The sequence below is a fragment of the Herminiimonas contaminans genome (assembly GCF_015645465.1).
Classification (GTDB): domain Bacteria; phylum Pseudomonadota; class Gammaproteobacteria; order Burkholderiales; family Burkholderiaceae_D; genus Oxalicibacterium; species Oxalicibacterium contaminans.
This window is the reverse complement of sequence record NZ_JADOEL010000018.1, coordinates 1-12890: the sequence shown is the minus strand read 5'-3', so window position 1 is coordinate 12890 and position 12890 is coordinate 1. Positions and strand designations below refer to the sequence as shown.

Genomic DNA, 12890 nt, shown 5'->3' with positions numbered 1-12890 from the left:
ACGAAGCACTGAAAAATCAAAAAATGCGTAAATTGCACGCACATGCCAAAAAGCAAAAAGCCCACCGCAGAGGGTGGGCTAAGTGCTTGATTTTCTTGGTGGCCCGGGGCGGAATCGAACCACCGACACAAGGATTTTCAATCCTCTGCTCTACCGACTGAGCTACCAGGCCAAGGCGCGCAAGTATAGCAAAGCTGTTGGGATTTGCAAGCACTAGATGCAAATTAAATTGTTGGCAGCCGCTATAATGAGCGCACTGAAATCGTTTTCTCCCTCTTATTTTCACGGATATCCAGCTTTATGCATGTGCAAAGCGACGTTTGTATTATCGGCGACGGGGCTATCGGTAAAGCGGCAGCGCTGGGTTTTGCGCAGGCCGGACTGAAGGTTACTTTGTTAAGCCCGGCGTCAGCCCAGCCCCCTGCGGCCGCGGACGATTGGGATGTGCGTGTTTATGCCGTCAATCATATTGCGCATGCCTTGCTGTCTTCAGTCAAAGTCTGGGAAGCGCTGGATGCGTCACGTGTGGCACCGGTCGATGCAATGGTGGTCAATGGCGACGGTGCCACTGCCGGTGAGCTGGCTTTCGATGCCTATGGTGCGCGAGTCGGTGCGCTGGCATGGATAGTCGAAGACCGTAACCTGAACCAGGCGCTGGATGCGGCACTGAAGTTTGCTTCCAATGTGAATGTGGTACGTGGCCGTGCCGTTGCCTTGCAGACGAATGAGACAGCTGCAAACGTGCAGCTGGCAAATGGCGATACCCTGAGTGCTGAGCTGGTGGTTGGTGCCGATGGTGGCCAGTCCTGGGTGCGTGCGCAATGCAATATCGATTTTGATTATCGTCCGTATGGGCAGCGTGCCATCGTTTCCAACTTTGCCTGCGAAATGCCGCATCACGACGTTGCCTATCAATGGTTCTCGGCGGCGGAAGGCATTATTGCCCTGTTGCCTTTGCCGGGGCAGCGCGTGTCACTGGTGTGGTCGGCGCCGGATGGGCTGGCAGATACTCTGTTAAAAGAATCACTAACGCAAATTGCTGCGCGCCTGACAAAACTGGCAGGAAGCAAGCTGGGCACCTTGTCGCCTTTGCAACCTGAAGCTCTGAAGTCATTCCCATTGTCCTTGCTGCGCCCGCATGCGATTACCGCGCCGCGCGTGGCCCTGATCGGTGATGCCGCGCATGTGGTGCATCCGCTGGCCGGACATGGCATGAACCTTGGGTTTGCAGATGTTGCCGGTTTGATCAAGGCGGTCAGCGAACGCGGACAGCATAGAGATTGCGGCGATGCGCGCGTGTTGTCACGTTATGCACGTGCCCGCAAGGAAGATATACTGCTGATGCAATTAACCACGGATGGCCTGGCTCGCCTGTTCGGCACGGATCTGGAGCCTGTACGTGTGATGCGTAATTTTGGTTTGAACTTGGTGAACCAGTTGCCTGTCTTAAAAAGGCGCCTGATAGGCCACGCACTGGGCAAGTCCCTGTAAAAGTATCAGTAACTCCAGCTAAAAAATCTTAAACGGAATCAATATGAAATTAATCAAGGCTGCCGTAGCAGCATTGCTCGGCTTGGCTTTTGTCTCTGCTTTTGCCGAAACGGCACAGGAAGCTGCAGTACGTAAAGCAATCGAGCCACGTCTGGGCGAAGATGCCAAAGTGGTGGCTGTGAGCAAAACGCCCTATTCAGGCTTGTTTGAAGTGCAAGTGAACGGCGACATCATCTACACCGACGCCAAAGCGCAGTTTTTATTCGTAGGCCGTATCGTCGATACCAAGACCTATCAGGATTACACCAAGGCACGCCTGGAAGAAATCAATAAGGTCGCATTCAGCGATTTGCCGCTGGAACTCGCGATGAAGCAGGTCAAAGGCAATGGCAAGCGCGTCATCGCCGTGTTTGAAGACCCTAACTGCGGCTATTGCAAACGTTTCCGCCAGACGCTGGAAGGCATCAACGACATTACCGTGTATACCTTTATGTACAACATCCTGTCGCCAGACTCGATTGCCAAGTCGCGCAATGTCTGGTGTTCCGCAGATCGCAACAAGGCCTGGGATGACTGGATGCTGAATGGCAAAGCACCGGCACCTGCTTCCGATAAATGCTCGACACCGCATGAAAAGGTTTTGGCATTGGGACAAAGAATGGGTGTGACCGGTACGCCGACCATTATTTTCACTGACGGCTCCCGCATCCCGGGTGCGATTGATGCGAAGGCACTGGAAGTCAAACTGTCTTCAATCAAACAGTAATCACAGCGCTACAGATTGCATGATGGCCACGCTTGCGTGGCCATTTTTGTATCTGCGTTATCCTGACTACTGCTGGCGCACGCTCTGCGCGGCGCGACAGATACAGCTAAACTAGCGTACTTACACATAACGGCGGCACAGCATGAAAAACGCAATCCAATACACCATCGTCCCGAAAGATCTGGCCGCGCATTTGTACGCAGTCAGCGTGACAGTGAACCAGCCTGATCCTGCGGGCCAGCGCTTTTCCTTGCCGGCGTGGATACCTGGCAGCTACATGATCCGTGAGTTCGCCAAGAACATCGTGCGCATACGTGCCGAGTCGGGTGGTTATGAAGTTGCGTTGAACAAGCTGGACAAGCATACCTGGCTGGCGGATGTCTGCACTGGCCCATTGACCGTGTACTACGAAGTCTATGCGTGGGACTTGTCGGTACGTACCGCGCATCTGGATCAGACGCATGGTTTCTTCAACGGCACCAGTGTTTTCCTGCAAGTGGATGGCCAGGAACAGCGCGTGCATGAAGTCGATATCCAGAAGCCGCAAGGTGAAGCCTATGCCAAATGGCGTGTGGCGACGGCGATGCGCCAGCTGAAAGCGAAACGCTATGGCTTCGGCTCCTACATAGCCTCGAACTACGATGAATTGATCGATCACCCGGTCGAGCTCGGTACGTTTGCATTGGCGAGTTTCAAGGCGCATGGTGTGCAGCACGATATGGTGTTCACCGGCCGCGTGCCGAATCTGGATTTGCAGCGCCTCGGTGCCGACTTACAAAAAATATGTGAAGCGCAGATTTCGCTGTTTGAACCCAAGACACATAGGGCACCGGTGGATCGCTACGTCTTCATGACCATGGTGGTGGGTGATGGTTACGGCGGACTGGAACATCGTGCTTCAACCGCGTTGATTTGTTCGCGTGCGGATCTGCCAGTGAAAGGCCAGAAGGAAATGACCGACGGCTATCGCACCTTCCTCGGTTTGTGCAGCCATGAATATTTCCACACCTGGAACGTTAAGCGCATCAAGCCAGCGGCTTTCGCTCCGTACGACCTGACGCAGGAAGGCTATACGCCTTTGCTCTGGTTGTTCGAGGGCTTTACCAGCTATTACGATGACTTGATGCTGGTGCGCAGTGGTGTGATAGACGAAGCGGCTTATCTGAAGCTGGTCGCTAAAACCATGAATAACGTATTGCGCGGCAGCGGCCGCCACAAGCAAAGCGTGGCGGAATCCAGCTTCGATGCCTGGGTCAAATATTATCGCCAGGATGAGAATGCATCGAATGCCATCGTCAGCTACTACACCAAGGGCTCTTTGGTTGGCCTGGCGCTGGACCTGACCATACGTGAGCAAACCAAGGGCAAGAAGTCGCTGGATGATGTGATGCTGGCCTTATGGCAGCAGTATGGTCGTGACTTCTATCAGGATGGCAAAGCGGGACGCGGTGTAACGGAAGAAGAAGTCGATGCACTTTTCGACAGCGTGACCGGGCTCAAGCTGAAACGGATACTGGATCGTTGGGTGCGCGGCACCGAAGACATTCCGCTCGCCAAATTGCTGGCACCGTTCGGTGTCGACTACGCCGATGCGCGCAAGAATGGGAAACCGGGTCTGGGCATGCGCACGGTACGTGATGGCAATGACTGCAAGATCGCCAGCGTGTATGAAGGCGGCGCAGCGCACAAGGCTGGTTTGTCAGCCGGAGATGTATTGGTCGCCATCGATGGTTTGCGCGTAACGGCGACTAATCTGGATAATTTGCTGGGACGTTATCGCGTTGGTCAGGCGATAGGTGTACATGCCTTCCGCCGTGATGAATTGATGATCTTCAATGCTGCGCTGGCGGCGTCGGATGTGCCAGCGGTCAATCTGAAAAATGCAGACAAACCGGTAAGCGCCCAGCGCTTGCGCAAGGCATGGCTGAATCTACAGGATTGAGAAGGAAGGCAGGTGCGCGTAGCTCGCGCACCTGAAATGGATTTGGACGCTACTTAGTTAAACAGGCGGCCCAGTTCGACACCCGGATCCGGCGCACGCATAAATGCTTCACCAACCAGGAAGGCGTGGACATCGGCGTCACGCATTTTCTTCACATCGTCAGGCGTGACGATCGCGGATTCGGTAATGACCAGCTTGTCCGGCGACATACGCGGCAACAAATCCAGCGTTGTTTGCAAGGAAGTCTCAAAGGTACGCAGATTGCGGTTGTTGACACCGAGCAGCTTGGTTTTCAGTTTCAGCGCGGCAGTTAATTCTTCTGCATTGTGTACTTCCACCAAAACATTCATACCCAGTTCATGCGCGCAGGCTTCCAGCTCTGCCATCAAGCCATGATCCAGCGCAGCCACGATCAGCAAAATACAATCCGCGCCCCATGAGCGTGCTTCATACAGTTGATACGGATCGACGATGAAGTCTTTGCGCAGCGCAGGCAAGGCACAGGCGGCACGCGCCTGTTTCAGGTATTCAGGTGAGCCCTGGAAGAACTGCACATCGGTCAATACGGATAAGCAGGCTGCGCCGTGCTTTTCATAGCTGGCAGCAATCTCGGCCGGATGGAAGTCCGGACGTATCACACCTTTGGATGGCGAGGCTTTCTTGATTTCCGCAATGATGCCTGCCTGTCCTGCGGCTATCTTCGCGCGCAGGCTGGCTTCAAAGTCGCGTATCGCTGCACGTGCTTCTTTATCGCCTTCCACTTCGTCGCGCAGGCTGGCCAAGCTGCGGTATTTTTTCGCAGCAGCGACTTCGTCAGCTTTGACGGCTAGGATTTTGTTCAGGATATCGGACATGATTTCTTTTACCTTGGAAGGCAGCTTACGCTTTGCCGAGTGCTTGCGTAACCTGCACAAATTGTTCGAGCTTGGCACGCGCCGCACCTGATGCAATTGCTGCACGTGCTTTGGCCAGGCCATCAGCGATGGAGTTGCTGACGCCAGCGGCATACAGTGCGGTACCGGCATTCAGCGCGACGATATCGCGTGCCGGGCTGTCTACATTGTCCAGCGCTTCAAATATCTTGGCCTTTGACTCCACCGAATCGGCTACTTTCAGATTGCGGCTCGCAATCATCTGCAGGCCGAAGTCTTCCGGATGGATTTCATATTCGCGGATTTCACCATTGACCAGTTCACCGACCATGGTGGCCGCGCCCAGCGATACTTCATCCATATTGTCGCGGCCCCAGACCACGATCGCATGTTGCGCGCCCAGGCGTTGCAACACACGCACCTGGATGCCGACCAGATCAGGATGGAATACACCCATCAGGATGTTAGGCGCACCGGCAGGATTGGTCAGCGGACCGAGGATATTGAAAATGGTCCGTACGCCGAGTTCCTTGCGCACTGGTGCGGCGTGCTTCATCGCAGCATGGTGGTTAGGCGCAAACATAAAACCTATGCCGGTCTGCGCGATCGATTCGGCGACCAGTTCCGGCTTCAGGTTGATATTCGCACCCAGCGATTCCAGTACGTCGGCGCTGCCTGACGATGAGGAAACGCTGCGGCCGCCATGCTTGGCGATGCGTGCGCCAGCTGAGGCGGCAACGAACATCGATGCGGTGGAAATATTGAAAGTGTTGGCGCCATCACCACCGGTGCCGACGATGTCGAGCAGATTGGTGGTGTCGGTCAGCGGTACTTTGGTCGAGAATTCACGCATGACCTGCGCCGCTGCTGCGATCTCGCCTATGCTTTCTTTCTTGACGCGCAGTCCCATTGTCAATGCGGCGATCATGACCGGCGACATTTCACCGCTCATGATCTTGCGGAACAAATGCAGCATCTCATCGTGGAAGATTTCACGATGATCGATACAGCGCATTAAAGCTTCTTGTTCGGTTATCGGCATGACGGTGCTTTCTGTATTCAAATGACTTGCGGCACTATTCATCTCAGCGCACGAGGAAGTTTTTCAGCAGCGCATGTCCGTGTTCGGACAGTATGGATTCCGGATGGAATTGCACGCCCTGAATATCGAATTCCTTGTGACGCACGCCCATGATTTCACCGTCGTCAGTCCATGCGGTAACTTCCAGGCAGTCCGGCAGCGATGCGCGTTCGATCGCCAGCGAGTGATAGCGAATCACAGTGTATGGCGATGGCAAATCCTTGAAGACGCCGACGCCGGTATGTGTGATCTGCGAAGTCTTGCCATGCATGACTTGCTGCGCGCGCACGACTTTGCCGCCGAATGCCGCGCCGATAGCCTGATGACCCAGGCAGACGCCGAGGATAGGCAGCTTGCCTGCGAATTGCTGCAGGATAGGCACGGACACGCCAGCTTCATGCGGTGTGCAAGGGCCAGGTGAAATGCAGATGCGCTCAGGATTCAGCGCTGCGATTTGTTCCAGTGTGATCTCGTCGTTACGCACGGTGTGCACGTCTTCGCCCAATTCGCCGAAGTATTGCACCAGGTTGTAGGTGAACGAGTCGTAGTTATCGATCATCAGTAACATTTAAATCTCCCCGTCCAAACCGTCTTGTACCTGTTCCGCAGCTCTCAGCACTGCGCGCGCCTTGTTCTCGGTTTCCTGCCATTCCATCTCGGGCACCGAATCGGCGACGATCCCTGCTGCCGCTTGTACATACAGCATGCCATCCTTGATGACGCCGGTACGGATCGCAATCGCCAGATCCATTTCGCCACCGAAGGACAGATAGCCGCAAGCGCCGCCATAGATGCCGCGTTTGGTTGGTTCCAGTTCGTCGATGATTTCCATCGCGCGGACTTTCGGCGCGCCGGACAGGGTACCTGCCGGGAAGGTTGCTTTCAGCACGTCCAGATTCGACAGGCCGGACTTCAATGTGCCTTCGACGTTGGAAACGATGTGCTGTACGTGCGAGTATTTTTCGATGACCAGCTTGTCGGTGACTTGCACACTGCCGGTTTCGGCGATGCGGCCTATGTCATTACGTGCCAGGTCGATCAGCATTACGTGTTCGGCGATCTCTTTCGGATCAGCCAGTAATTCTTTTGCCAGCGCTTCATCTTTCTCTGGCGTCGCGCCACGTGGGCGGGTACCTGCCAGCGGACGGATGGTGACTTTTTTCTTCTCTTCGGAAATGGTTTCGTTGCGCACCAGGATTTCCGGTGACGAACCGACGATTTGCATATCACCGAAATTGTAGAAATACATATACGGCGAAGGATTCAGCGAACGCAGTGCACGGTACAGCGTGAGCGGCGAATCGACGTATTGCTTCTTGATGCGCTGGCCGATCTGCACTTGCATCAGGTCGCCCGCCATCACGTATTCCTTGGCTTTGGCAACCGCGGCCAGATACGATTCCTTGTCGAACTCACGGATGGTTTCAGTGCGTACCGACGCGGTGGTGATCGGCAACTCGACCGCGCGATGCAACATGGCGCGCAAGTCTTTCAGGCGTTGACGACCTTTGCTGAATGCTTCCGGCTGGGTCGGGTCGGCATACACAATCAGGTACAGCTTGCCGGACAGGTTGTCGATGACAGCCAGTTCTTCGGTTAGCAGCAACTGGATTTCCGGCAGACCCAGATCGTCTTTCGGTGTCGTATGCGCGAGGCGTTTCTCGACGTGGCGTACCGTGTCGTAACCGAAGTAACCAGCCAGGCCGCCGCAGAAGCGTGGCATGCCGGGCAGGATGGCTACCTTGTAGCGTGCCTGGAATTCCGCGATGAAATCGAGCGGATTACCTTCCTTGGTTTCAATGACAGCGCCATTTTTAACAACCTCTATGCGCGTACCGAAGCTGCGCATCAGTGTGTTGGCAGGTAGGCCGATAAAGGAATAGCGACCGAAACGCTCGCCGCCGACGACAGATTCCAGCAGGAAGGAATTCTTCCCGCCATTCTGGGTTTGCGCCAGTTTCAGGTAGAGCGTGAGCGGTGTTTCCAGATCAGCGAAAGCTTCGGCGATCAGTGGAATACGGTTGTAGCCTTGCGCGGCCAACGATTTGAATTCGAGTTCAGTCATGTTTCTCTCCGGACCGCTATTGTAGTCGAGCGGCGTGGTAGTTCAAAAAACGTTGCTGATCGCGCAATGGGCGCGGACGATCAGCGGCAATTGGTGTTTAAGACCAGTTTTGCCAGCGTCGCCATAGCCAGGCCTCATGGGCGCCTGGTGATGCGAGTCGTTTTTTGTTGAGAAACATGATGTTTATGATGAAATTAGATGAGCTGCTTCCAGCAGCGAAGAAACTATACCATCCGAATCGACGTCTTGTATAGCCTGCCCGTGGTTGTAGCCATACGGTACCGCGAGTACCTTGCAACCCGCAGCCCGTGCGGCTTGCGAGTCGTTGATCGAATCACCGATGGCGACGATTTGCTCCGGCGCGAGGCCAAAATCAGCGCAGACTTGCAGCAATTGCATGGGGTCGGGCTTCTTTTTCGCAAAGGAATCACCGCCGTAAATGATTTCAAAGTAATCATGCAGGCCGGTCTTCTTCAGCAGTGGTAGCGTGAAAGCGATGGGTTTGTTGGTGACGCAGGCCAAGCGCAAACCTTTGCGCTTCATTTCCTGCAAGCCTTCGTGCACGCCGGGATAAGCAGTGGCGAATTCGCCATTGACGTCAAAGTAATGTTGCTCGAACAAGGCCATGGCTTCCTTGAAGCGCAGTTCGACTTCGCTTTCCGAGAAATCGACGCCTATGGTCTTGCGCACCAGGTTTTCTGCGCCCTTGCCGACAAAGCTGATGGCGGTGTCGAGGTCCAGCGGTGCCAGGCCGAGTCCGGCCCGCATGCGATTGACGGCAATGTGCAGATCTTGCGCGGTATGCAGCATGGTGCCGTCGAGATCGATAATGACACCGCGTATGCCGTGCAACATTTGGTTTTCAGTCACTGCGTTCAAGCTCAGACTTTCGCCAGTTCGCTGCGCATCGCATCGATCACGGCTTTGTAATCCGGCTTGCCGAAAATAGCGGAGCCAGCGACAAAGGTATCTGCGCCTGCTTGGGCCGCAGCTGCGATGTTGTCGATTTTGATGCCGCCATCGACTTCCAGCATGATGTCGCGGCCGGATTCGTCGATCATTTTGCGTACGGCTGCGATCTTCTTCAGCGTATGTGGAATGAAGGATTGGCCGCCGAAGCCTGGGTTGACCGACATCATCAGGATGATGTCCAGCTTATCCATGACGTGTTCGAGGTGATTCAACGGCGTTGCCGGATTGAATACCAGGCCTGCTTTACAGCCGTTATCACGGATCAATTGCAGGGTGCGGTCGATATGCTCGGACGCTTCCGGATGGAAGGTGATGATATTGGCACCTGCCTTGGCAAAGTCGGGAATAATGCGATCAACCGGTTTGACCATCAGGTGCACGTCGATAGGTACTTGCACATGCGGGCGTATCGCTTCGCAGACCAGCGGACCGATGGTCAGATTAGGCACATAATGGTTATCCATCACGTCGAAATGGATGATATCGGCGCCGGCAGTGACGACATTGCGTACTTCTTCGCCAAGGCGGGCGAAATCGGCGGATAGAATACTGGGGGCGATGCGGTAGTTAGGCATGGTAGTGACTTTGCTAAAGAAGCCGCTATTTTACCCGTGACTCCGCCCGCCTGCCTTGCATGCGCCGGGAATTTCGTGTGCAATGGCTTGTTGCTCTATATATATGGGCATGGCGGCGCAACAACGACATATACAAGAAGCAAGGGAACTTGCAGCGCAAAAGGAATCAAATGGCATCTTATGAATTTACCGTGACTATTAATACGCAGTACCTGGAGGAGCAGTCCGATCCGGCTCGTTCCAATTATGTATTTGCGTATTCAGTGACGATCAGGAATACAGGACAGGTCGCGGCGCAATTGATTTCGCGCCATTGGGTGATTACTGATGCAAACAACCATGTACAGGAAGTGCGTGGCCTGGGTGTGGTCGGCAATCAGCCTTTGTTGCAGCCGGGTGAGCAGTATGAGTACACCAGTGGTACCTCGATGGCGACGCCGCAAGGCACCATGGCTGGAGATTACTTCTGTGTAGCCGAGGATGGTGAAAAGTTCGAGGCCAAGATCCCCGAGTTTGTGTTGTCCCTGCCGCGTACCCTGCATTAATCCTGTTTTTTCTCGTCTTCGGTCGGCGGTAAAGATTTTTGTGCTGGTGGCTGTGTTGGCTTTCTGCCGGAGAACATGGTCCACCACACTATAAAGAACAGTAAAAACAGCGCGATTCCCGCTTCAACCAATAGTAGCCACATTGCTTATCACCCCTATGTCATTTATCCGTCTTAGTTTACTCGCATCCCTCTTGCTCGGCCTGGTTTCCTGTTCCACCTTGCCGCCACCGCCGGAAAAGCCGGTCGTGGTGCCGCCTAAACCGACAGTTACTCCGGGCGATTTGCCGAAAACCGAGATCGGGCCAACTCTGCGCCCGACTACTTATGCGGCACTGCCGGGATGGCGTCAGGATAATCTGCGCGAAGCATGGCCTGCTTATGCAGCATCGTGCTCGGTGCTGATACGTCGGGTGAACTGGAAGAACGCGTGTACTGCAGCTGCGAATGTTGACACTAAAAATAGCGAAGCCATCCGCCAATACTTTGAAACTTACTTCGCGCCCTACGAAGTACGTAATCCGGACGGTTCGGATAATGGCCTGGTCACCGGCTACTATGAGCCGCTGCTGCGCGGTTCGCGCAAACGCGGCGGCCCATACCAGACACCTTTGCACCGTACGCCGGACGATATCCTGACTATTGAACTGGCCAGCGTCTATCCGGAGCTCAAAGGTATGCGTCTGCGGGGCCGCTTGGTTGGTAACAAGGTAGTGGCTTATCCGTCGCGTGCTGAAATGGCGCAATCGAATTCGCTGGCAGGTAAGGAAATCCTGTGGGTGGACGATCCTATTGAGGCTTTCTTCCTGCAAGTCCAGGGTTCCGGCCGCGTGCAACTGGCGGATGGCAAGGAAACCGTGCGTGTCGCCTATGCCGATCAGAATGGTCAGCCGTATAAATCCATAGGCCGTTACCTGGTGGATAAAGGTGAGATGACGCTGGATCAGGCTTCGGCGCAAAGCATTAAAGCGTGGGTTATTGCCAATCCGACACGTCAACAGGAATTGCTGAATGCGAATCCTAGCTATGTTTTCTTCAAGGAAGAAAAGATCGCTGATCCGACTGTCGGGCCGAAAGGCGCGATGGGTGTGCCGTTGACGCCGCAGCGCTCGATTGCCATCGATCCCCAATATATACCTATGGGCGCGCCGGTCTTCCTCTCGACCACTCAGCCCAACAGCAATGCCGTACTGCAACGCCTGATGATGGCGCAGGATACCGGCGGCGCGATCAAGAATGCAGTGCGTGCCGACTTCTTCTGGGGTTTCGGCGCGCAGGCGGGAGAGCAGGCAGGTCGCATGAAGCAGCGCGGTACGATGTGGGTGCTATTACCAAAGTGATGTCTGAATAGTATTTAGTGCAGTTGAGCGTACTTATATAAGGAGCGATTCCATGCAATACGAAAATATTCTGGTCGAAATCCACGGCAAGGTAGGCCTGATCACCTTGAATCGCCCTGCTGCGCTGAATGCGCTCAATGACAAACTAATGGATGAGCTGGGCCTGGCCTTGCAATCCTTCGATGGTGACGACGATATCGGTTGCATCATCATTACTGGCAGTGAAAAAGCCTTTGCCGCAGGTGCCGATATCGGCGCGATGGCGAGTTATACATATATGGATGTATATAAAGGCGACTACATCACGCGTAACTGGGAGCAAATCCGCAGTGTGCGCAAACCGGTCATCGCCGCAGTTGCCGGTTATGCATTGGGCGGTGGTTGCGAACTGGCAATGATGTGCGATTTCATCATCGCCGCAGACACGGCCAAGTTCGGTCAGCCTGAAATCAAGCTCGGCATTATTCCTGGTGCAGGCGGTACGCAGCGCTTGCCACGCGCAGTATCGAAAGCGAAAGCGATGGACCTGTGCCTGACGGCGCGCATGATGGATGCGGCGGAAGCAGAGCGTGCGGGTTTGGTTTCGCGCATAGTGGCTGCTGATAAGTTGCATGAAGAAGCATTGGCGGCGGCTACAGTCATTGCCAATATGTCTCTGCCTATGGTGATGATGGTCAAAGAGTCTATTAACCGTGCATACGAGACGACGCTGGCAGAAGGTGTGCAGTTCGAGCGCCGTTTATTCCACAGCACCTTTGCTACTGCGGATCAGAAGGAAGGTATGCAAGCGTTTATAGAGAAGCGCGCACCTCATTTCAAGAACAGTTAATAGCACCTGAAAAAACTAATTTGAAGTATTTCAAAATTATTTCAGGAAAGCGCTTGCCAACTCCAAAGAAGCTTTGCTATAGTTCGGCTCCCGTCGCAGAACACGCAGCGAAACGCGCAGTAAGCGAGCTGAAATGTGAGTGTGATGGGGGAGTAGAAGTGGCGGTTTTCGAAGGTCGTTTCGGTGGTTTGGAAGCGAGTCTTTTTGAAGTAGTTTTTAGAAGAGTTAGTTAAAAAATCTTTTAAAAATAAAATCAAAAAGATGTTGACGAAAACTGAAACATGCCACATAATCTCGCTTCTCTGCTGCTGACGAACAAAACGATTCGCAGCGACGCAAACGACGCAAGTTGATAGCGAAGCAGAACAGGTTCTTTAAAAATTAACAGCCGATAAGTGTGGGCGTTTAATGGA

The 12890-nt window shown here is 54.1% G+C and carries 12 protein-coding genes and 1 tRNA gene; 6 read left to right on the top strand and 7 right to left on the bottom strand.

What is annotated here, in order from left to right; all coding sequences use genetic code 11:
• Positions 1 to 96: 96 nt before the first annotated feature.
• A tRNA-Phe gene (locus IXC47_RS16840) sits at positions 97 to 172 on the bottom strand.
• Positions 173 to 300: 128 nt separating this feature from the next.
• Between IXC47_RS16840 and IXC47_RS16835 the strand changes: the two genes are divergently transcribed.
• The 3 genes from IXC47_RS16835 (at position 301) to IXC47_RS16825 (ending at position 4199) form a co-directional block, all read left to right on the top strand.
• On the top strand, positions 301 to 1491 hold the full coding sequence (locus IXC47_RS16835) for an FAD-dependent monooxygenase (RefSeq protein WP_195876416.1): 1191 nt from the start codon (positions 301 to 303) through the stop codon (positions 1489 to 1491).
• 43 nt (positions 1492 to 1534) lie between these two features.
• Positions 1535 to 2257: a DsbC family protein gene (locus tag IXC47_RS16830; protein WP_195876415.1), complete on the top strand. Its 723-nt coding sequence runs from the start codon at positions 1535 to 1537 to the stop codon at positions 2255 to 2257.
• A gap of 142 nt (positions 2258 to 2399) precedes the next feature.
• The gene (locus IXC47_RS16825; RefSeq protein ID WP_195876414.1) at positions 2400 to 4199 is read left to right on the top strand and encodes a M61 family metallopeptidase; all 1800 of its coding nucleotides are present in this window, start codon (positions 2400 to 2402) and stop codon (positions 4197 to 4199) included.
• A gap of 53 nt (positions 4200 to 4252) precedes the next feature.
• Here IXC47_RS16825 and trpC read toward each other — a convergent pair whose 3' ends face one another.
• The 6 genes from trpC to rpe all read right to left on the bottom strand — a co-directional run bounded on the left by trpC (position 4253) and on the right by rpe (position 9764).
• Positions 4253 to 5053 (bottom strand): indole-3-glycerol phosphate synthase TrpC, encoded by an 801-nt coding sequence (gene trpC / locus IXC47_RS16820; RefSeq protein WP_195876413.1) that lies wholly within the window; start codon positions 5051 to 5053, stop codon positions 4253 to 4255.
• 25 nt (positions 5054 to 5078) lie between these two features.
• Complete coding sequence (gene trpD / locus IXC47_RS16815; protein WP_195876412.1) at positions 5079 to 6113, bottom strand: anthranilate phosphoribosyltransferase; 1035 nt, start codon at positions 6111 to 6113, stop codon at positions 5079 to 5081.
• A 43-nt stretch (positions 6114 to 6156) separates the two neighbouring features.
• Complete coding sequence (locus IXC47_RS16810; protein ID WP_076592547.1) at positions 6157 to 6720, bottom strand: aminodeoxychorismate/anthranilate synthase component II; 564 nt, start codon at positions 6718 to 6720, stop codon at positions 6157 to 6159.
• The gene (gene trpE, locus IXC47_RS16805; protein ID WP_195876411.1) at positions 6721 to 8217 is read right to left on the bottom strand and encodes an anthranilate synthase component I; all 1497 of its coding nucleotides are present in this window, start codon (positions 8215 to 8217) and stop codon (positions 6721 to 6723) included. It lies immediately after the preceding gene.
• 183 nt (positions 8218 to 8400) lie between these two features.
• Entirely contained in the window at positions 8401 to 9072 is a 672-nt protein-coding gene (locus tag IXC47_RS16800; protein ID WP_195876454.1) for a phosphoglycolate phosphatase, read from the bottom strand.
• 26 nt (positions 9073 to 9098) lie between these two features.
• A complete protein-coding gene (gene rpe / locus IXC47_RS16795) occupies positions 9099 to 9764 on the bottom strand; it encodes a ribulose-phosphate 3-epimerase (protein WP_195876410.1) in 666 nt (221 codons plus the stop codon).
• A 170-nt stretch (positions 9765 to 9934) separates the two neighbouring features.
• Here rpe and apaG point away from each other — a divergent pair, with 170 nt between their 5' ends.
• The 3 genes from apaG (at position 9935) to IXC47_RS16780 (ending at position 12477) form a co-directional block, all read left to right on the top strand.
• Entirely contained in the window at positions 9935 to 10309 is a 375-nt protein-coding gene (gene apaG / locus IXC47_RS16790; protein ID WP_175624202.1) for a Co2+/Mg2+ efflux protein ApaG, read from the top strand.
• A gap of 157 nt (positions 10310 to 10466) precedes the next feature.
• Entirely contained in the window at positions 10467 to 11648 is a 1182-nt protein-coding gene (gene mltA / locus IXC47_RS16785) for a murein transglycosylase A (protein ID WP_175624201.1), read from the top strand.
• Positions 11649 to 11700: 52 nt separating this feature from the next.
• Entirely contained in the window at positions 11701 to 12477 is a 777-nt protein-coding gene (locus IXC47_RS16780) for an enoyl-CoA hydratase (protein WP_195876409.1), read from the top strand.
• Positions 12478 to 12890: the final 413 nt, after the last annotated feature.

Excerpts from the sequence above, each read along its gene's own strand:
- IXC47_RS16835 (WP_195876416.1), top strand. The coding sequence starts at position 301 with ATGCATGTGCAAAGCGACGTTTGTATTATCGGCGACGGGGCTATCGGT.
- IXC47_RS16830 (WP_195876415.1), top strand. The coding sequence starts at position 1,535 with ATGAAATTAATCAAGGCTGCCGTAGCAGCATTGCTCGGCTTGGCTTTT.
- IXC47_RS16825 (WP_195876414.1), top strand. The coding sequence starts at position 2,400 with ATGAAAAACGCAATCCAATACACCATCGTCCCGAAAGATCTGGCCGCG.
- trpC (WP_195876413.1), bottom strand. The coding sequence starts at position 5,053 with ATGTCCGATATCCTGAACAAAATCCTAGCCGTCAAAGCTGACGAAGTC.
- trpD (WP_195876412.1), bottom strand. The coding sequence starts at position 6,113 with ATGCCGATAACCGAACAAGAAGCTTTAATGCGCTGTATCGATCATCGT.
- IXC47_RS16810 (WP_076592547.1), bottom strand. The coding sequence starts at position 6,720 with ATGTTACTGATGATCGATAACTACGACTCGTTCACCTACAACCTGGTG.
- trpE (WP_195876411.1), bottom strand. The coding sequence starts at position 8,217 with ATGACTGAACTCGAATTCAAATCGTTGGCCGCGCAAGGCTACAACCGT.
- IXC47_RS16800 (WP_195876454.1), bottom strand. The coding sequence starts at position 9,072 with ATGTTGCACGGCATACGCGGTGTCATTATCGATCTCGACGGCACCATG.
- rpe (WP_195876410.1), bottom strand. The coding sequence starts at position 9,764 with ATGCCTAACTACCGCATCGCCCCCAGTATTCTATCCGCCGATTTCGCC.
- apaG (WP_175624202.1), top strand. The coding sequence starts at position 9,935 with ATGGCATCTTATGAATTTACCGTGACTATTAATACGCAGTACCTGGAG.
- mltA (WP_175624201.1), top strand. The coding sequence starts at position 10,467 with ATGTCATTTATCCGTCTTAGTTTACTCGCATCCCTCTTGCTCGGCCTG.
- IXC47_RS16780 (WP_195876409.1), top strand. The coding sequence starts at position 11,701 with ATGCAATACGAAAATATTCTGGTCGAAATCCACGGCAAGGTAGGCCTG.